Here is an 18,897-nt window from a genome sequence, read left to right on the forward strand (position 1 = left end):
GGGGGGGAATCCATGCGCAAGGGATTGATGGCGGCGCTGATGCTGCTGCCGATGCTGGCGGGTGCCGAGGAGATCGGCGAGGTGTCCACGGTCTTCAAGTGGGTTGGTCCCAACGACAAGATCCTGGTGGAGGCGTTTGACGATCCCAAGGTCGAGGGTGTCAGTTGCTATCTGTCCCGCGCCAAGACCGGCGGCGTTAAGGGTGGGCTGGGGCTGGCGGAGGATCGCGCCGAGGCGTCGATCTCCTGTCGTCAGGTCGGCCCGATCCGCTTCGTCGGTGAGCTCAAGGACGGCGAGGAGGTCTTCAAGCAGCGCACTTCGCTGGTGTTCAAGAGCATGCAGGTGGTGCGATTCTTCGACAAGAAGCGCAATGCGCTGGTTTATCTGGTCTACAGCGACCGGGTGATCGAAGGCAGTCCGCAGAATGCGGTGACGGCGATTCCGATCATGCCGTGGCCGACGAAGTAAGCGAGAAGGGCGGGTGACCGCCCTTTCTTTTTGCCTGCAGGAAAGCTTTGCCTGTGGGTAACTCGTTTGAGAGGTGAATTGCAGGCAATAAAAAACCGGCCCTGGGGCCGGTTTTTCAAGAACGGAACGCTTACGCGGTGGCCAGGGCCTTCACGTGGGCGTTCAGGCGGCTCTTGTGGCGAGCGGCCTTGTTCTTGTGGATGATGCCTTTGTCAGCCATACGGTCGATGACCGGTACAGCAGCAACCAGAGCGGCCTGGGCCTTCGGCAGGTCCTTGGCGTCGACTGCTTTGACTACGTTCTTGATGTAGGTACGAACCATGGAACGCAGGCTGGCGTTGTGGCTGCGACGCTTCTCAGCCTGTTTGGCGCGTTTTTTGGCGGAAGGTGTGTTGGCCACCGTCGAGCTCCTCGAGAAAAACTTGGGATGTTGCGAATAAATTAAGGCCGCGAATGATGCCGTTGCATCTGGAGGTTGTCAAGGACATTGACAGTCCCCGACGAGCGGCGCGACCGGCGCACGCTGTCCGGCGGATGGGGTGATTTATTCGCCCCGCGGCCCTACACTGCTGCGCTTCGCCTGGCGGATGAGCGATCGCTCGGAGCCAGTGCCGCGCCCGGCAGGGGCGGCCATTCTACCAGTTCTGGACGCTATGAACCTACTCAAGTCGCTGGCCGCGGTCAGCTCGATGACCATGATCTCGCGGGTGCTCGGCTTCGTGCGCGACACCATAGTTGCGCGCATGTTCGGCGCCGGCATGGCCACCGACGCCTTCTTCGTCGCCTTCAAGCTGCCCAACCTGCTGCGCAGGATCTTCGCCGAGGGCGCGTTCTCCCAGGCTTTCGTGCCGATCCTGGCGGAGTACAAGACCCAGCAGGGCGAGGAGGCGACCCGTACCTTCATTGCCTATGTGTCCGGCCTGCTGACGCTGATTCTGGCGCTGGTCACCGCGCTGGGCATTCTCGCCGCGCCCTGGGTGATCTGGGTGACGGCTCCCGGCTTCGTCGACTCGCCGGAGAAGTTCGAGCTTACCAGCGCGCTGCTGCGAGTGACCTTTCCTTATATCCTGCTGATCTCGCTGGCGTCCCTGGCGGGGGCGATCCTCAATACCTGGAACCGCTTCTCGGTGCCGGCCTTCGTGCCGACCCTGCTGAACGTCAGCATGATCCTGTTCTCGCTGTTCCTGACGCCATACTTCAATCCGCCGATCATGGCGCTGGGCTGGGCGGTGCTGGCCGGAGGCCTGGCGCAGCTGCTCTACCAGCTGCCGCACCTGAAGAAGATCGGCATGCTGGTGCTGCCGCGCATCAACCTGCGCGATTCCGGCGTGTGGCGCGTGATGAAGCAGATGGGGCCGGCGATCCTCGGGGTCTCGGTCAGCCAGATTTCGCTGATCATCAACACCATCTTCGCCTCCTTCCTGGTCGCCGGGTCGGTGTCCTGGATGTACTACGCGGACCGCCTGATGGAGCTGCCGTCCGGCGTGCTGGGGGTGGCGCTGGGCACCATCCTGCTGCCGTCGCTGGCCAAGACCTACGCCAGCGATGATCGCCATGAATATTCGCGGCTGATGGACTGGGGCCTGCGCCTGTGCTTCCTGCTGGTGCTGCCGTGCTCCCTGGCGCTGGCGGTGATTGCCGAGCCGCTGACCGTCGCGCTGTTCCAGTACGGCAAGTTCAGCGCCCATGACGCCCTGATGACCCAGCGTGCGCTGATCGCCTACGCCGTCGGTCTGCTCGGTATCATCCTGGTGAAGGTGCTGGCGCCGGGCTTCTATGCGCGGCAGAACATCAAGACGCCGGTGAAGATTGCGCTGTTCACCCTGGTTTCCACCCAGTTGATGAACCTGGTCTTCATCGGCCCGCTCAAGCACGCGGGCCTTGCCCTGGCGATCAGCCTGGCGGCGTGCCTGAACGCCGGGCTGCTGTTCTGGCAGCTGCGCAAGCACCAGCTGTTCGATCCGCAGCCGGGCTGGGGCAAGTTCATCGCCAAATTGGTGGTATCTGTACTGGTGATGTGTGCCGTGCTGATCGGCATGATGTACGTCATGCCGGCCTGGGACGAGGGCGGGATGCCGATTCGCCTGGTGCGCCTGGGGGCGCTGGTGGTGGCCGGGGTGATTGCCTATTTCGGTATGCTCGCGCTCCTGGGCTTCCGCCTGCGGGACTTTTCCCGCCGCGCGGTGCTGTAACCTTCGCCGGGCAAAGCATGGCATCCGTTTGCAGCGACGGCATTTTGCCTGTCGCGCGGCGACGGGTGTGGGTATAATCGACCACTTTCTGAGCAATACGCGCGCTATGCAGCTGCTTCGAGGCCTTCACAATCTGCGGCCCCTGTCCGGGGGCTGTGTCGCCACCATCGGTAACTTCGACGGCGTCCACCTTGGTCACCAGGCGATCCTGGGGCGTCTGCGCGAGCGTTCGCTGGAGCTGGGTGTGCCCAGCTGCGTGGTGATCTTCGAGCCGCAGCCGCGCGAGTACTTCGCCCCGGATGCGGCTCCCGTGCGCCTGACCCGCCTGCGCGAGAAGCTCGAACTGCTGCGCCAGTACGGCGTCGATTTCGTCCTCTGCCTGGCTTTCAACCGCCGTCTGCGCGAGTTGTCGGCGGCCGAGTTCGTCCGCCAGGTGCTGGTGGAGGGCCTGCGGGTCCGCCATCTGGAAGTGGGCGACGATTTCCGCTTCGGCTGCGACCGTTCCGGCGACTTCGCCTTCCTGGTCAACGCCAGCGCGGAGCAGGGCTTTACCGTCGAAGCCGCGACCACCGTGGAAGTCGACGGCATGCGCGTGAGCAGCTCGCGCATCCGCAAGGACCTCGCCGACGGCGACCTGCACATGGCCGAGCGCCTGCTGGGTCGTCCATATCGTCTGAGCGGCCGCGTGCTGCACGGGCAGAAGCTGGGCCGTACACTGGGTTCGCCCACCGCGAACATCCAGCTCAAGCGCCGCAAGGCGCCGCTCAGTGGTGTTTACCTGGTCAGCACGATGGTGGCTGGCCAGCGCTGCAACGGGGTTGCCAACATCGGCACCCGACCGTCTGTGAATGGCGACGGCCGGCCCCACCTGGAAGTGCATCTGCTGGATTTCGCTGGCGACCTTTACGGCCAGCATCTGGACATCACTTTCCACCAGAAGCTGCGTGATGAGCAGCGTTTTGCCTCGCTGGAGGCACTCAAGGCGGCCATCCTCGCCGACATCGCCGCCGCCCGGGCCTATTGGCTGGGCCAACCGCTTGATTGAAGATCCTGAACAGGCCCTGAGATGACCGATTACAAAGCCACTCTGAACCTTCCCGAAACCGACTTCCCGATGAAAGCCGGCCTGCCGCAGCGCGAGCCGCAGACCCTCAAGCTCTGGAACGACATTGGCCTGTACCAGAAGCTGCGGAAGATTGGCGAAGGTCGCCCGAAATTCATCCTGCACGATGGCCCGCCCTACGCCAACGGCAGCATCCATATCGGTCACGCGGTCAACAAGATCCTCAAGGACATCATCGTCCGTTCCAAGACCCTGGCCGGCTACGACGCCCCCTACGTGCCGGGCTGGGACTGCCACGGCCTGCCGATCGAGCACAAGGTCGAGACCACCCACGGCAAGAACCTGCCGGCGGACAAGACCCGCGAGCTGTGCCGCGAATACGCAGCCGAGCAGATCGAAGGGCAGAAGGCCGACTTCATCCGCCTGGGCGTGCTGGGCGAGTGGGACAACCCCTACAAGACCATGGCGTTCGCCAACGAGGCCGGCGAAATCCGTGCCCTGGCCGAGATGGTCAAGCAGGGCTTCGTGTTCAAGGGCCTGAAGCCGGTGAACTGGTGCTTCGACTGCGGCTCGGCCCTGGCCGAGGCGGAAGTGGAGTACGCCGACAAGAAGTCCGACGCCATCGACGTCGCCTTCCCGGTGGAAGACGAAGGCAAACTGGCCGCCGCGTTCGGCCTGGACAGCCTGCCCAAGCCCACCGCCATCGTCATCTGGACCACCACCCCCTGGACCATCCCGGCCAACCAGGCGCTGAACGTCCACCCCGAATTCACCTACGCGCTGGTCGATACCGGTGAGCGCCTGCTGGTGCTGGCCGAGGAACTGGTCGAGTCCTGCCTGCAACGCTATGGCCTGGAAGGCCAGGTCATCGCCACCGCTCAAGGTGAAGCGCTGGACCTGATCCGTTTCCGCCATCCGTTCTACGAGCGTTTCTCGCCGGTCTACCTGGCCGAGTACGTCGAACTGGGCGCGGGCACCGGCGTGGTTCACTCTTCCCCGGCCTACGGCGAGGACGACTTCCGTACCTGCAAGCAGTACGGCATGGTCAACGACGACATCCTGAGCCCCGTGCAGAGCAACGGCGTGTACGTGGCCGACCTGCCGTTCTTTGGCGGTCAGTTCATCTGGAAGGCCAACCCGGCCATCGTCGCCAAGCTCGATGAAGTCGGCGCGCTGCTCAAGCACACCAGCATCAGCCACAGCTACATGCACTGCTGGCGCCACAAGACCCCGCTGATCTACCGCGCCACCGCGCAGTGGTTCGTCGGCATGGACAAGCAGCCGGAAGCCGGCGCCACCCTGCGTGAGCGCGCGCTGCAGGCCATCACCGAAACCGACTTCGTGCCCAACTGGGGCCAGGCGCGCCTGCACGGCATGATCGCCGGCCGTCCGGACTGGTGCATCTCGCGCCAGCGCAACTGGGGCGTGCCGATCCCGTTCTTCCTGCACAAGGCCACCGGCGAGCTGCACCCGCGCACCGTCGAGCTGATGGAAGCGGTCGCCCAGCGCGTCGAACATTCAGGCATCGAGGCCTGGTTCAAGCTCGACGCCGCCGAACTGCTGGGCGATGAAGCCGCGCAGTACGACAAGATCAACGACACCCTGGACGTCTGGTTCGACTCCGGCACCACCCACTGGCACGTGCTGCGCGGCTCCCACGCCGAGCTGGGCCACGCCAGCGGTCCGGCCGCCGACCTCTACCTGGAAGGCTCCGACCAGCACCGCGGCTGGTTCCATTCCTCGCTGCTGACCGGCTGCGCCATCGACGGCCACGCGCCGTACCGCCAGCTGCTGACCCACGGCTTCACCGTGGACGAGTCCGGCCGCAAGATGTCCAAGTCCCTGGGCAACGTGATCGCCCCGCAGCAGGTCACCGACACCCTGGGCGCCGACATCCTGCGCCTGTGGGTTTCCGCCACCGACTACTCGGGCGAGATGGCGGTTTCCCAGACCATCCTGCAGCGCAGCGCCGATGCCTATCGCCGCATCCGCAACACCGCGCGCTTCCTGCTTTCCAACCTGTCCGGCTTCGACCCGGCCAAGGACCTGCTGCCCAACGACCAGCTGCTGGCCCTGGACCGCTGGGCCATCGACCGCGCCCTGCTGCTGCAGCGCGAGCTGGAAGAGGCCTACCGCGACTATCGCTTCTGGAACGTCTACTCCAAGGTGCACAACTTCTGCGTGCAGGAGCTGGGCGGCTTCTACCTGGACATCATCAAGGACCGCCAGTACACCACCCAGGAAAACAGCGTCGCCCGCCGTTCCTGCCAGACCGCGCTGTTCCACATCGCCGAAGCCCTGGTGCGCTGGATCGCCCCGATCCTGGCATTCACCGCCGAGGAAATCTGGAGCTTCCTGCCGGGCGAGCGCGCCGAGTCGGTAATGCTGACCACCTGGTACGACGGCCTCTCCGAGCTGCCGGCCGACGCCGAACTGGACCGTGCCTACTGGGACGAAGTCATGGCTGCCAAGGCTGCCGTGAATAAGGAGCTGGAGAACCAGCGCAGCGCCAAGACCATCGGTGGCAACCTGCAGGCCGAGATCACCCTCTACGCCGAGGACTCCCTGGCCAAGCGCCTAGAGAAGCTGGGCAACGAGCTGCGCTTCGTGCTGATCACCTCCGCCGCCACCGTCGCGCCGCTGGCCGATGCGCCGGCTGACGCGGTGGAAAGCGAACTGCCGGGCCTGAAGCTGAAGGTGGCCAAGTCCGCTCACGCCAAGTGCGGCCGTTGCTGGCACTTCCGCGCCGACGTCGGCAGCCACGCCGCGCACTCGGAACTGTGCGGCCGTTGCGTCGAGAATATCGATGGCGCCGGTGAGGTTCGTCACTATGCCTAAGGACGCGCCGTTGGCTATTTCTCGCTTTGCGCCGGAGTCTGCATTTGCGCAGGACAAGGCGCGAGGAGTGAGGTTTGGTCGTCCAAATGAGCGACGAGTAACGCAGGCCTGCGCAAATGCAGGCCCGGCCCTTCGGGTTGTGCAAGAAATCGCGCCATGCTGCGTTGCTGGCCTTGATAAGGGAATGCCATTGTCTGCGGCCAGCGCCTTTCCTGGCGCGATTTCTTGCGGCAACGCAAAAGGAGAAATAGCCAATGGCGCGTCCTAATTTCGGCCGCCTCGGCTGGCTGTGGATCACCGTGCTGGTGTTTGTGCTGGACCAGGTCAGCAAGGCCTTCTTCCAGGCCGAGCTGACCATGTACCAGCAGATCGTGGTCATCCCCGACCTGTTCAGCTGGACCCTGGCCTACAACACCGGCGCAGCCTTCAGCTTCCTGGCCGATGGCTCGGGCTGGCAGCGCTGGCTGTTCGCCCTGATCGCCATCGTGGTGAGCGCCGTGCTGGTGGTCTGGCTCAAGCGCCTGAAGCGCGGCGAGACCTGGCTGGCCATCGCCCTGGCCCTGGTGCTGGGCGGCGCGCTGGGCAACCTGTACGACCGCATCGTGCTCGGTCACGTGGTCGACTTCATCCTGGTGCACTGGCAGAACCGCTGGTACTTCCCGGCGTTCAACCTGGCCGACAGCGCCATCACCGTCGGCGCCATCATGCTGGCGCTGGATATGTTCAAATCGAAGAAGTCCGGAGAAACCGCCCATGGCTGAGTCTTCTGCAACCATTCAGCGTATCGGTGCGGATACCCAGGTCACCCTGCATTTCGCCCTCAAGCTGGAAGACGGCAACATCGTCGACAGCACTTTCGACAAGCAGCCGGCCACCTTCAAGGTTGGCGACGGCAACCTGCTGCCGGGCTTCGAGCAGGCACTGTTCGGCCTCAAGGCCGGCGACAAGCGTACCCTGACCATCGAGCCGGAGCTGGGCTTCGGCCAGCCGAACCCGGCCAACGTCCAGGTGATGCCGCGCGACCAGTTCCAGGACATGGAGCTGGCCGAGGGCCTGCTGGTGATCTTCAACGACGCCGCCAAGACCGAGCTGCCCGGCATCGTCAAGGCCTTCGATGACCAGCAGGTCACCATCGACTTCAACCATCCGCTGGCCGGCAAAACGCTGGCCTTCGAAGTCGATATCATTGACGTCAAGCCTGCCTGAATGCGCGGGCGGTCCGTGTAAACGGGCCGCCGTGCACCCGGCGAAGAACTCCTGCCGGCCCCTCGTGGGCCGGCTTGCTTAGCACCCGAGGCCACCATGCAAATCAAACTCGCCAATCCCCGCGGCTTCTGCGCCGGCGTCGACCGGGCGATCGAGATCGTCAACCGCGCCCTCGACGTGTTCGGCCCGCCGATCTACGTGCGCCATGAAGTGGTGCACAACAAGTTCGTGGTGGAAAACCTGCGCAACCGCGGTGCCGTGTTCGTCGAGGAACTCGACCAGGTGCCGGACGACACCATCGTCATCTTCAGCGCCCACGGCGTATCCCAGGCCGTGCGCAAGGAGGCCGAGAACCGCGGCCTGAAGGTTTTCGATGCGACCTGCCCGCTGGTGACCAAGGTGCATATGGAAGTCGTGCGCTACAGCCGCGACGGCCACGAATGCATCCTGATCGGCCACGAAGGCCATCCGGAAGTGGAAGGCACCATGGGGCAGTACGATGACTCCAACGGCGGCGCCATCTACCTGGTGGAAGACGAGGAGGATGTGGCCGCACTGGAGGTTCGCAACCCCGAGGCGCTGCACTTCGTGACCCAGACCACCCTGTCGATGGACGACACCTCCAAGGTGATCGACGCGCTGCGGGCGAAATTCCCGCACATCCAGGGCCCGCGCAAGAACGACATCTGCTACGCCACCCAGAACCGCCAGGACGCGGTGAAGGAACTGGCCGACCAGTGCGACCTGGTGCTGGTGGTGGGCAGCCCGAACAGCTCCAACTCCAACCGCCTGCGCGAGCTGGCCGAGCGCATGGGCACCCCGGGCTACCTGATCGACGGCGCCGAGGACCTGAAGAAGGAGTGGTTCGATGGCGTGCAGCGCATCGGCATCACCGCCGGCGCCTCGGCCCCGGAAGTCCTCGTGCGTGGTGTGATCCAGCAGCTTCGCGAGTGGGGCGCGGAGCCCGAGGTTGAGCTGGATGGCCGGGAGGAGAACATCACCTTCTCGATGCCCAAGGAACTGCGGGTGAAGGCTGTGTGAGCCGAGTCCGGAAACAAGAAGGCCCGATCCTGTGATCGGGCTTTTTCATGGGCGGCTATTTGTCAGCGGCGCCAGCACTGGCTCAGGGTGGCGCCACTGCCTTGGCCTTTCACGCCGGCGTTGTTCAATGTCAGCGTTCCGCAGCTGTCACCGGACATCGCGCCCTTGGGGGTCGCGCTCAGCACATAGGTGGTTGCCGTCGGGGTTCCGGAGAAGGCCAGGGTGTAGTACTTGCTCGCCCCATCCTTGGGCGACTCGGTAAAGGGGAGGGTGACGGCGGCATCGGCGCTGGTCGTGTAGCGGCCGTTGGCGGTGTAGTAGCGCTCCATGAACTGGGACAGCTCCATGAGCGACGCCTGGGCGTCCGCGCGTCGTGCCTTCCTCACGTACTCCTGGTAGGACGGGTAGGCCACGGCGGAGATGATGGCGACGATCGCCACCACCACCATCAACTCGATCAGTGTAAAACCGTGGCTGCGCTGTCGACTGGCGGCCTTGCGTACAACTGGGAACATCTCTTCTTTCTCCATTATCGATTCACTTCGCGCCAGGACAGCCTTCCCGAAGTTCGATTCCCGGGCGGTACGGGGGCGCACTGCGGCTCCCCGCCCTTGGAACCGACGTAGCAGATCAGGTCGTCGCCATCGTCCTTGCTGAAGAAGCTCGGGGTCTTGATGACGCCGTCGGTCGAGTCGCTGATGCCCGAGTAAGGGATCTTGTTGCCCTCGCTGTCGACGTAGAAGTCGTGATCGTCGATCACGCCGTCACCGTTGGCATCGAAGTAGTTGTAAGCCAGGCGGCCATTGCCCAGGGCGTCCAGGGCCATGATCCAGCTGACGCCGCCGCCGGTGCAGGGGTCGTCGGAGGGCGTCAGTGTGGTGAAGGTGACACCGCCGCCGCGCAGTACGGGGCGGGAGACCACGCGCTCGCCCGTCAGGGTATTGCTGCCGCCCTGGGCCTGCTTCCACAGCAGGTCCATGTACCAGCCTTTCTTCGCCGTGGTCATGGCGTTATTGCTTACGACTCGCAGTCGATTGTCACCGACGGTTTGCTGGCCGAGGATCTTCTGCTCCAGCAGATCGTCACGGGCAACCGATTCGCCGGCATCGATGATGCCGTAGAAGGACTCGATACGTTGGTTCTGCTGCAGGTCGGCATCGGTCGTCTGGTAGAAACTGCCGGTGCCGAACAGCACCATGGGCTTGCCATCGGTATTCAAGGCGGCGGCCAGCGGCGCGGTGATCGGTTGTGCCCGGCTGGAGTCATCCCGAGCCTGGAACAGCGCGCCGCCGTTCAGCGAGCTGGGCGCGCCCCAGTTGCCGGGGTCGGTGCCGGTGATATCCAGCCGCCAGAGATTGCCCACGGTATCTCCGACATAGATTCGGTCGGCGATCCGATCATTGTTGATATCGATGGCCAGCGGGTCGGCCAGGCCGCCGGTCGTGGTGATGGTGAACTGCTTGATCACCGAACCGTCGCCGGCATCCAGAATCCACACCTTGCCGCTGCTGACCGTGTTGTTGACGAATCCGCTGGTGACTATCACCCCGAACTTGCCATTGGCCAGCGCCACGATCGCGGGACGCTGCATGGGGTTGCCCATTTCCGGTGCCGAGAACTCCCACAGGACCTTGCTGCTACTCATGTTGCTCGGGTCGGTGACATCCAGGGCGAAAACGCTCCTGCCGCCAGCGCCAGTGGTGCCGACGACGATGGTCTTCCAGCTCGAGCCGATGTAGGCGTCGGAGAAGGCCGGGGAGCCGTCGACATAGTAACGGTGGCTGTATTCGGGCTGGGTCAGCTGATAGAGATTGTCGGCGATGGAGCGTGGCACATAGGCGAAGAGCTCGGCCCCCCCATTGTTCAGGGTGCCGTCGAAGCCGTGGAGCATGCCGTCGTTCGCCCCGAGAACCACCAGCGGCTTCTTGCTCTTGTAGTTGCTGCTGGCGCGATAGGTGAGGTAGGCCGGGCCGGCGTTGCCCCATTGGCTGCCGGTCAGCAGGTTGTAACCGAAGTCCTGTTTGGCGACGTATTGCGGGTCGGAGTTGACGATGTCGCCGAGCCGGCTGCCGCGCTCACGGTAGGGATTGGACGGATTGCTGGTGCTGACTTCCCGGCTCCTGTCTCCGCGCAGGAAGGCCAGGCGGTTCTGTGCTTCCGCTTCGGTGACGGAGGTCGTGGCGTCGGAAGTGCGCCTGAGCGCCACCTTGGTATCGGCATCCAGGGAATCCCAGGTGAAGTCGACACCGCTGGTGCTGGTGAAATAGGTGTTCCCGGCTCGGCCCGCGAGGGAGTTCACGGTGAAGATCCTGCGCGTCGAAAGGTCGGTGAGAGCATCCAGCCGCGCGGCGGCGCTCCAGCTGGGAGTCGTCGCTACCACGCCACTGCCGTTGACGCTCTTGGCCTGCAGGTCACCGCTCCAGTGTTCGCTGTTGTACTGCGACTGGTAGATCGCGCTGCCGGTATCCAGCTGCGTGGAGTTGGTTGCCAGCGAAGTGGTCGAGCTGCGGACTTCCTGGACGATCTTGGCGAACGCGGTCTTCAGGCTGCTGACCATCTTCTCCGCATCGCTGGCGACGAAGAAGTTGTCCGGGCGCTTGTCGCCGGTCGACAGGGTTTCCCCGTTGGTCCACCAGAGGTCATCGGTCAGGCTGGCGGTCGAGCTGTAGGGGTCGAAATTGGTGGGGACCTTGAAGCCGCCGTATTTGGCCGCGAGCCAGTACTGGTTCTTGGCGCGACCTTCGAGTTTCTGGTTTTCCCGTACATCCACCCAGTAGGTGGAGACGGTCTGCTTGCCGCTCATTCGCGGGCGTATGTCCCTGGTGTGCGAGTCATAGGCCAGGCCCGCGATATAGGCGGAGTTGTTGCGTCCGGTGTAGTTGTCGGAGCTCTGGTTGAGACTGACACCTTCGAGGCTGCCGACCTTGCCGGTGGCCTTGACCACGTCGACGGTGGTGTCGTTCCGGACCTCTTCCGGCTTGGTCGGTTCCCGGTAGGCCGAGGTAGTTCCAGGCAGGTTCTTGTCGACGTGGGTGTTCACGTCGCCGATTCCGAGAATGACGTTCTTCTGGCAGGCATAGGTGATCGGATCGCTCCACGCGGTGACGACGGGGAATCCATCGGCCATCGTGTAGATGTTGGAGCTGATGTCGCTGTACTCGGGCACGTTGCCCTGATTCTTGAAGTAGCGGATCACCGTGTAATAGAGCTCGCTGACCGGGTCGAGGCTCTTGTGCGCCGCATCGGTCATGGAGCCGAACTTGTTGATGTAGTTGATCACGCCGCTGCGGCTGACTCCGCCCCCGGTGGCCGTGGCATCGGCAGGGTTGGGGTTGTCAGCGAAGACACCGGTCGTGGGATCCCACTCCCTCTGTGTGTTGCTGTCGCCACCTTCGCCCAGGGTCGGGCCGATGTACTTCTGGTTGGCGCGCAGGACACCCCCGTCGCGCAGCTCGTTGGAGTCATTCAGGTAGCTGAAGGCGCTGTAGCGAAGGGTGTTGGAATACTGTTGCAGCAGCCCTTCGGGTTTGTAGTTGCTGCCATAGCGCTTGCAGTTGCTTTCCGGCATGGCGCTGTCGCACACCTTGACCTGCACCCGTACGCGGAAAATGCTCTTGGTCTTCTTGCTGACGGTATAGGACGTCACCAGCCCGCCGGTTCCCCATTGGGCGGCAGTTCCTTCGTCATAATCCACCCAGCGCCCGGTATTCTCGGTGCCGCCGTCGGCCCCGCCGAGCCCGTCGGAGGCATTGGCGAACATCATGTCGTAGTTGAGCCCCTGCAGGCGGACGTAGAACGCTCCCCAGGCGCTTGAGGCGGGGGTCGCGCCGGTGATTTCCGATTTGGGCAGCATCCCTTGCCCGCTGGTCATCCGGTTGCCGGCACTGCTCTGGCCGGAGTGCCGGGCCTTCTGCAGGACGGTGAGGCTGGCGGTGTCCTGAATCCGGTTGCCGCCGGTCAAGGCGCTGCGGAACGGGTCGATGGTCGGGGTGCCTGCCCAGTTCAGGAAGTTGCCGCTCCATTCCTTCTTGGAGGCGCCGACATTGCACTTGCGGGCGTTGGCCGCTCCGACCGGGTAGAAATAAGTGTCGACGATTCTCTGCGCATCGGCGTTGTTCAGCGCGTTGTTCGCGCTGTAGTCATAGAGGCTTCTGCTCGAGTCGTAGGCGTAGCGATAGCACTTTTCCGGATCGAAATAGCCGATGTACTTGCTGCTCGAGCTGTAGGCGCCCAGGTTCGCGATGGACAGGATGGTGGGCCATTCCACCGACGGCGTCAGCGCCAGGCTGCCCGGTACGTTGGAGCTGCCCAGCAGCATCGGCGTCTGGGAGACCGCGGCCTGAACTTCGACCGCCTGCATGAAGAGCACGCTGAAGCTGAGGAACGACGAGCACCAGACGCCCAGGGTCCTCGGGGTTGCAAGTTTCTTGAGCATGTTGGATTTCTCGACAGTTCAGTCAGCGCTTGATGTACATCGACTTCAGTTGGTAGGTGGAAGCGGTGTTGCCTTCGGAGTCCTGCACGGCGCCAAACCCTTGTGCTTCCACTCTCACGACGGCGACGGTGATGGGCGCGCCGGCCTCCAGCGACGTCCCTGCTTTCACGACGGTGACGCCCGGCAGGGTGGTCAGTCGATACTTGGGAGTGGTCAGTCCCGAGATGTCGTTGGCGTCGTCCCAGGAACTGCTGGATACATAGTCCTGCCAATGGCTCACCGACTGGCCCTTGACGACGGCCTCGCCTTGCCGCATGGCAGCTTCTGCGGCCTGTAGCGCGTGGCTTTCGTCGCGAAGATTGCCGGCCATGCGTTCCTGCAGGGTGGTGCTGCGCATGCTGCTGATGCCGATGATGGTGAGCAGCAGGAGCATGATCAGTGCGACGAGCAGTACGGCACCCTGTTGCGCCCGGGGCGCCCTGTTGACTTTCATGGCAGGCGGTTCCTGAGGCCGATGGTCGAGGTGAATGTGCGGGTCATGGGGTTGGCGCTATCCGTGCTGACGGCCATGAGCGTGATCTGAGCCGACACCACCTTTGACCAGTCGGAGATGCTCGAGGCATCCATGTAGTCCCCGGAAACAGCACCATTGGCGTTGCCGACGGCGTACTTGATCTGCAGGTCCTGGATGCCCTCGGCAACTTCCTCGGCAGTTGCACCGCTGTTGTAGCGAATGCGGTAGAGCGAGGGGCTGCCTGCCGAGTTGTTACTGATGTAGTAGAGGGTGCTTTCGAACTTGAGGATGTCCGAGGTGTTCGGGTAGGTGTGCCCGAAGGACGCTCCGTCCACTGATACGGCGGAGTTGCTGGCTGATGAGTTGTTGCGGAACAGGTCGCATCCGATGGGATCGGACAAGACCAGAAGGGTGCCCTGGGCGATTCCGGTCGCCGCAGTCGTACTGATGCTGTCGGTGGAGGAGGCTGCCGAGGGAATCGCTCCGCTGGCTGCCGCCGCGTGCTTGACCAGTATGGCATCCGTCCCGCTGCGGCGAGTCCCGGAGAACCAGTTCGGGATGCTCTGGGCGCTCTCCCAGCCCTGCAGGGCCATGTCCAGGGTGTAGCGTGCATCCGTTAGGCCGGTGAGGTTGTTCAATACGCTGACACATTCGCCCTTGTAACCGGCGTTGCGCAGGTCATAGGTGAGGATCGTCATGGCGAAGCGGCCGTTTTCCTGCACGCGGGAAAGGGCGGTGTTGGAGCTGAAGGTCTGCTTGCTGGAGAGGAAGACTTGCAGTACGCCACCGATCAGCAGCAGCCCCAGCAGCATGGCGATCATCAGCTCGACCAGGGACAGGCCCGACTGCGATGAGTAACGCGCGAATTTCATAGACGGGTCCGGTACTCGAAGGTTTCCGAGGGGGTGTCGGTGTCGCTGGTTGCCTTGATGCGGGCCCGGTTGTCGTTCCAGCGGATGGAGATGGTGAAAATGTTGGCGTTCAGGGCGACCTTGCCGGTGCCGTCGGGCAATGACTCCGCCAGCCGGTTGAGCCATTCCGCCTGGTCCTTCGCCGCCCGGCTACCGGTCACCTCGTTGCTGGACGACGAGGTCGGGAAGTCGCTCATGCTGTAGTCGCCAGCCAGCGCCCTGTCGCGGTTGGCGCGCAGGCGGTCGGCCATGTCATTGGCGAGGATGCTGGCCTGGGAACGGTAGTAGGCGCCCTGATTGGTCTGGACGCTGGTGGCCTGAAGTCCTGCCATGCCCAGCAGTCCCACGGCGAGAATCACCACGGCTATCAGCACTTCGATCAGGGTCGTGCCCTGCTGTGTACGTGGAGGGTTCACTCGCAGTCCGCCTTCTCGATCTTGCTCAACCCGCTCAGCGCCACGGACACCGTGCGCTTCTGGTTGCCACTGCAGCTCGATTGCATGACAGAGAGGCTGGTGGCGGTACCGACCATGCCGTTGCTTTGGAACGTGACCCCGGCGTTCGGGCCGGTGATGGCGACATCGGAGGGCGACTGCCAAACCTTGATGATGTCGCCGCCGCTCTGCCGGATCAGCCAGCCGGCGCTCCAGTCGGTACCGCTCTCGCAGTCGTCGCCCGCGGCGTTCCGGCGGCAGAGGGTTACCCGGTTGTGCCGCATCACGGCTTCCGAACGGGCCAGTTGCAGTGCGGTTTGTAGCTCGCTGCTGGTCGTCGCGACCTGGCTGTCGCGAATGCTGCTGGTGAAGGACGGCACGGCGACGCTGATGAGGATGGCCAGGACGACGATGGTCACCATCAACTCGATCAGCGTGAATCCTGCCGAATGCATCGGGCGCGACATGGAGCATTCCTCGCGTTTTAAGTCGCGGCAATGCTGCCGTCTGTCGTAGGAAATGTCCTATCTAGACGGATGACCGTTCGCGATAGCGCGATGTTCGGTCATGCGATTTGCTCATATGTGACAGGTGTCGCGATGCGAGTGTGACGCATGTCAGTGGGGGCAGAGTGGGTCCGTCTCGCTGGATTCCCGACGAATTCTTCCGGCCCTGTTGATCACGATACGGGCTGCGGACTGTGTATTGGCGCAGAGCACGAAGTGCCCGGAGTGGAACGCTCCGTTGGGCTGGGCGCTGTAGCCGCCGGGTGTGTAGTGGACGTAGCGGCGGGAGGTGCTGTCGGGGATGACGGTGATGGACGAAATGGCCGCGTGAGTCGCCAGCAGTTGCTCGGAGGGTTCACGAATGCCGTTGTTGTTGCGGTCGACGAACAGCGTCCAGCCTTGCTCCCAGTTTCCATCCAGTGCCGCGATGCTGATCGGTTGCCCGCTCAGCACGGCCGTCGTGCGTGCTTGATTCAATGCGCTCTGCAGCTCCTGCGTGGCGACCTGCAGTCGATGCTCTTCCAGAAGTCGGCCTAATCCTGGCGCCGCGAGGGAGAGGGCAATGGCCAGGACTGCCAGGGTCACCAGCAGTTCGATGAGGCTGAAACCTTTGCGTTTGAGCATGTCCCGTCCCTGGTTCGTGGTTCTCGTCAGGGATTATTGGGGTTGCCTGTTTTGTGGTGTCTGAAGTCGTTGTAGGGCGCTTCCGGAGTGGTTGTAGTTGCCGCCCGTCACCCTGTCATTCCCGTTGCCCGGTATAGTGCTCGACTGGCGATTTCCCTTTGGTTTTCCGTAAGTGATGTGGGGCGTTGTATGCCGGATGTGATCGTGGTGGGCGGCGGGGTCGTCGGGCTGTTGTCTGCCTGGACCCTGGGGCAGGCCGGGGCCGAGGTGGTCCTGCTGGAGCGGGGCGAGACCGGGCGCGAGGCTTCCTGGGCCGGTGGCGGGATCGTTTCGCCGCTCTATCCCTGGCGCTACAGCCGGGCCGTGGCCAGTCTGGCGCACTGGTCGCAGGACTTCTATCCAGGCCTTGGCCAGCGGCTGCTGGTGGACACCGGCGTGGACCCGGAAGTGCATGTGACCGGTCTGTACTGGCTGGACCTGGATGACCAGGATGAGGCGCTGGCCTGGGCCCGTGCCCAGGGGCGTCCGCTGTCGGAGGTGAGCATCGCCGCCGTGCACGATGCCGTACCCGTGCTGGGACCGGGGTTCAGCCGGGCGGTGTACATGTCCGGCGTCGCCAATGTGCGCAATCCGCGTCTGGCCAGGTCGCTGCGCGAAGCCCTGGTGCGCATGCCGAACGTTTCCGTGCGCGAGCAGGTCGAGGTGACCGGCTTCCTCCAGGCCGGGGAGTGGGTGCAGGGTGTGCGCACCGCGCAGGGCGATTTCACCGCGGATTCGGTGGTGCTGGCGGCGGGCGCCTGGAGCGGCCAGCTACTGGCGAAGCTGGGGCTGGAGCTGCCGGTCGAGCCGGTGAAAGGGCAGATGATCCTGTACCGCTGCGCCTCCGACTTCCTGTCCAGCATGGTGCTGGCCAAAGGGCGCTATGCGATTCCCCGGCGCGATGGTCATATCCTGGTGGGCAGTACCCTGGAACATGCGGGCTTCGACAAGACGCCGTCCGCTGAAGCGCTGGCCAGCCTGCGAGCCTCGGCTGAAGAGTTGATTCCCGCGCTGGCGGGGCAGGAACCGATCAAGCACTGGGCAGGCTTGCGTCCGGGGTCGCCGCAGGGCATTCCGTTCATTGGCGAGGTGCCGGACCATCGCGGCCTGTGGCTGAACACCGGGCATTATCGCAACGGTCTGGTGCTGGCGCCGGCCTCCTGCCAGTTGCTGGCGGACCTGATGCAGCAGCACTCGCCGATCATCGAGGCGGCGCCCTACGCGCCGGAGGGGCGTCTGGTCGCAACGCCCATCGCCTGAGTCGATTGGGGATCAATCGATCCCCAGCTTCTTCAACCGATAACGCATCGAGCGGAAGGTGAGTCCGAGCCGCTGCGCCGCCGCGGTGCGGTTCCAGCGCGTCTCTTCGAGGGCCTGCATGATCAGCTTGCGCTCGATTTCCTCCAGGTAGTCCTCGAGGTTGTCGATCTGCGCAAGACTGGCCTGCCCGCTGTTGTCGCCGCCGCTGCTGGTCTCGGCCAGGCGCAGGTCCTGCGGCTGGATCACATCGTTCTCGCATAGGGTGTAGGCGCGCTCGAGCATGTTCTCCAGCTCGCGCACGTTGCCGGGGAAGCGGTAGCTCTTGAGCTTCTCCACGGCGTCCGGGCTGACGCTCGCAACAGGCAGTCCTGCATCGCTAGCCAGGCGCTGGAGCACGCGCTCGGTGAGTAGTGGAATGTCCTCGCGGCGCTCGCGCAGCGGCGGCACGCGCAGCTCGATGACGTTCAGGCGGTAGTAGAGGTCCTGGCGGAAGCGGCCGGCGGCAACTTCCGCCGCGAGGTCCTTGTGGGTGGCGCAGAGGACGCGTACGTCCACGGCCTGCTCCTGTTGGCCGCCGACGGCGCGCACGGCTTTTTCCTGGATCGCCCGCAGCAGCTTGACCTGCATGGGCAGCGGCAGGTCGGCGACCTCGTCGAGGAACAGGGTGCCGCCGTTGGCAGCCTGGAACAGTCCCTGCTTGTCCTCCACGGCGCCAGTGAAGCTGCCCTTCTTGTGGCCGAAGAACTCGCTTTCCATCAGCTCCGACGGAATCGCGCCGCAGTTCACCGGGACGAAGGCGATATTCGCGCGCGGGCCCTGTTCATGGATCAGGCGGGCGACCAGTTCCTTGCCGCTGCCGGATTCGCCGCTGATGTAGACCGGCGCCTGGCTGCGCGCCAGCTTGGCGATCTGGTTGCGCATCTGCCGCATGGGGGGCGAGTCGCCCAGCAGGCGATTGTCCACCGGGGCCTCGTCGGCATCGGGGAAGCGCAGGCGCAGCGCCGTGCTGACCAGCTCGCGCAGGCGTCCCAGGTCGACCGGCTTGGTGAGGAAGTCGAAGGCGCCGGCCTTGAGTGCCTGCACGGCGGTATCCAGGCTGCCGAAGGCGGTGATCATCGCCACCGGGGTTTGCGGATGGCGCTGCTGGATGTACTGCACCAGATCCAGCCCGGTACCGTCGGGCAGGCGCATGTCGGTGAGGCAGAAGTCGAACGGCTCGCGGGCCAGGAATTCGCGCGCTTCCTTGACGTTACGGGCGCTGCGGGTATCCAGCTTCATGCGGCCGAGGGTGATCTCCAGCAGCTCGCGGATATCGGGTTCGTCATCGACGATCAGGGCTTTTTGACGACTCATGCTCATTGCGTGT

17 protein-coding genes are annotated in these 18,897 nt (G+C 64.1%); 8 read left to right on the forward strand and 9 right to left on the reverse strand.

Annotated elements, in window-relative coordinates:
* Window positions 1–12: 12 nt before the first annotated feature.
* On the forward strand, window positions 13–468 hold the full coding sequence (locus tag ACAW63_RS09410) for a CreA family protein (protein WP_370600719.1): 456 nt from the start codon (window positions 13–15) through the stop codon (window positions 466–468).
* A gap of 130 nt (window positions 469–598) precedes the next feature.
* Here the strand turns inward: ACAW63_RS09410 and rpsT are convergent, their stop codons facing one another.
* Complete coding sequence (rpsT, locus tag ACAW63_RS09415) at window positions 599–868, reverse strand: 30S ribosomal protein S20 (RefSeq protein ID WP_009617555.1); 270 nt, start codon at window positions 866–868, stop codon at window positions 599–601.
* Window positions 869–1,121: 253 nt separating this feature from the next.
* On the opposite strand from rpsT, the gene murJ reads away from it, so the two are divergent.
* The 6 genes from murJ to ispH all read left to right on the forward strand — a co-directional run bounded on the left by murJ (window position 1,122) and on the right by ispH (window position 8,808).
* Window positions 1,122–2,660: a murein biosynthesis integral membrane protein MurJ gene (murJ, locus tag ACAW63_RS09420; RefSeq protein ID WP_371233235.1), complete on the forward strand. Its 1,539-nt coding sequence runs from the start codon at window positions 1,122–1,124 to the stop codon at window positions 2,658–2,660.
* 106 nt (window positions 2,661–2,766) lie between these two features.
* Window positions 2,767–3,705 (forward strand): bifunctional riboflavin kinase/FAD synthetase, encoded by a 939-nt coding sequence (gene ribF / locus ACAW63_RS09425; protein ID WP_371233237.1) that lies wholly within the window; start codon window positions 2,767–2,769, stop codon window positions 3,703–3,705.
* A gap of 21 nt (window positions 3,706–3,726) precedes the next feature.
* Window positions 3,727–6,561, forward strand: a complete 2,835-nt coding sequence (ileS, locus tag ACAW63_RS09430) for an isoleucine--tRNA ligase (protein WP_371233239.1) — start codon at window positions 3,727–3,729, stop codon at window positions 6,559–6,561.
* A 254-nt stretch (window positions 6,562–6,815) separates the two neighbouring features.
* Complete coding sequence (lspA, locus tag ACAW63_RS09435; protein WP_371233241.1) at window positions 6,816–7,322, forward strand: signal peptidase II; 507 nt, start codon at window positions 6,816–6,818, stop codon at window positions 7,320–7,322.
* Window positions 7,315–7,767, forward strand: a complete 453-nt coding sequence (fkpB, locus tag ACAW63_RS09440) for an FKBP-type peptidyl-prolyl cis-trans isomerase (protein ID WP_371233243.1) — start codon at window positions 7,315–7,317, stop codon at window positions 7,765–7,767. The genes lspA and fkpB overlap by 8 nt, the downstream gene beginning before the upstream one ends.
* Window positions 7,768–7,863: 96 nt before the next feature.
* Window positions 7,864–8,808 carry a 4-hydroxy-3-methylbut-2-enyl diphosphate reductase gene (gene ispH, locus ACAW63_RS09445; RefSeq protein WP_275610242.1) on the forward strand — a complete coding sequence of 315 codons (945 nt, stop codon included), beginning with the start codon at window positions 7,864–7,866 and terminating at the stop codon, window positions 8,806–8,808.
* A gap of 62 nt (window positions 8,809–8,870) precedes the next feature.
* On the opposite strand, the gene ACAW63_RS09450 is transcribed toward ispH, so the two are convergent.
* The 7 genes from ACAW63_RS09450 to ACAW63_RS09480 form a co-directional block, all read right to left on the reverse strand.
* Window positions 8,871–9,323, reverse strand: coding sequence for a type IV pilin protein (locus ACAW63_RS09450; RefSeq protein ID WP_371233246.1), 453 nt, complete (start codon window positions 9,321–9,323; stop codon window positions 8,871–8,873).
* A 14-nt stretch (window positions 9,324–9,337) separates the two neighbouring features.
* Complete coding sequence (locus tag ACAW63_RS09455; RefSeq protein WP_371233248.1) at window positions 9,338–13,243, reverse strand: pilus assembly protein; 3,906 nt, start codon at window positions 13,241–13,243, stop codon at window positions 9,338–9,340.
* A gap of 22 nt (window positions 13,244–13,265) precedes the next feature.
* Complete coding sequence (locus ACAW63_RS09460; RefSeq protein WP_371233249.1) at window positions 13,266–13,736, reverse strand: PilX N-terminal domain-containing pilus assembly protein; 471 nt, start codon at window positions 13,734–13,736, stop codon at window positions 13,266–13,268.
* Window positions 13,733–14,629, reverse strand: a complete 897-nt coding sequence (locus tag ACAW63_RS09465; RefSeq protein WP_371233251.1) for a PilW family protein — start codon at window positions 14,627–14,629, stop codon at window positions 13,733–13,735. Before ACAW63_RS09465 ends, ACAW63_RS09460 begins: the two co-directional genes overlap by 4 nt.
* Window positions 14,626–15,084 carry a type IV pilus modification protein PilV gene (gene pilV / locus ACAW63_RS09470; RefSeq protein ID WP_371233253.1) on the reverse strand — a complete coding sequence of 153 codons (459 nt, stop codon included), beginning with the start codon at window positions 15,082–15,084 and terminating at the stop codon, window positions 14,626–14,628. The genes ACAW63_RS09465 and pilV overlap by 4 nt, the downstream gene beginning before the upstream one ends.
* A complete protein-coding gene (locus tag ACAW63_RS09475; protein WP_371233255.1) occupies window positions 15,081–15,569 on the reverse strand; it encodes a GspH/FimT family pseudopilin in 489 nt (162 codons plus the stop codon). The genes pilV and ACAW63_RS09475 overlap by 4 nt, the downstream gene beginning before the upstream one ends.
* A gap of 150 nt (window positions 15,570–15,719) precedes the next feature.
* Complete coding sequence (locus ACAW63_RS09480) at window positions 15,720–16,232, reverse strand: GspH/FimT family pseudopilin (RefSeq protein ID WP_371233256.1); 513 nt, start codon at window positions 16,230–16,232, stop codon at window positions 15,720–15,722.
* A gap of 189 nt (window positions 16,233–16,421) precedes the next feature.
* On the opposite strand from ACAW63_RS09480, the gene thiO reads away from it, so the two are divergent.
* Window positions 16,422–17,531, forward strand: a complete 1,110-nt coding sequence (gene thiO, locus ACAW63_RS09485) for a glycine oxidase ThiO (RefSeq protein WP_371233257.1) — start codon at window positions 16,422–16,424, stop codon at window positions 17,529–17,531.
* A gap of 12 nt (window positions 17,532–17,543) precedes the next feature.
* Here thiO and ACAW63_RS09490 read toward each other — a convergent pair whose 3' ends face one another.
* Entirely contained in the window at window positions 17,544–18,884 is a 1,341-nt protein-coding gene (locus ACAW63_RS09490) for a sigma-54-dependent transcriptional regulator (RefSeq protein WP_371233258.1), read from the reverse strand.
* Between the last annotated feature and the right edge of the window lie 13 nt (window positions 18,885–18,897).

This window comes from Pseudomonas sp. QE6 (assembly GCF_041379005.1).
Classification (GTDB): domain Bacteria; phylum Pseudomonadota; class Gammaproteobacteria; order Pseudomonadales; family Pseudomonadaceae; genus Pseudomonas.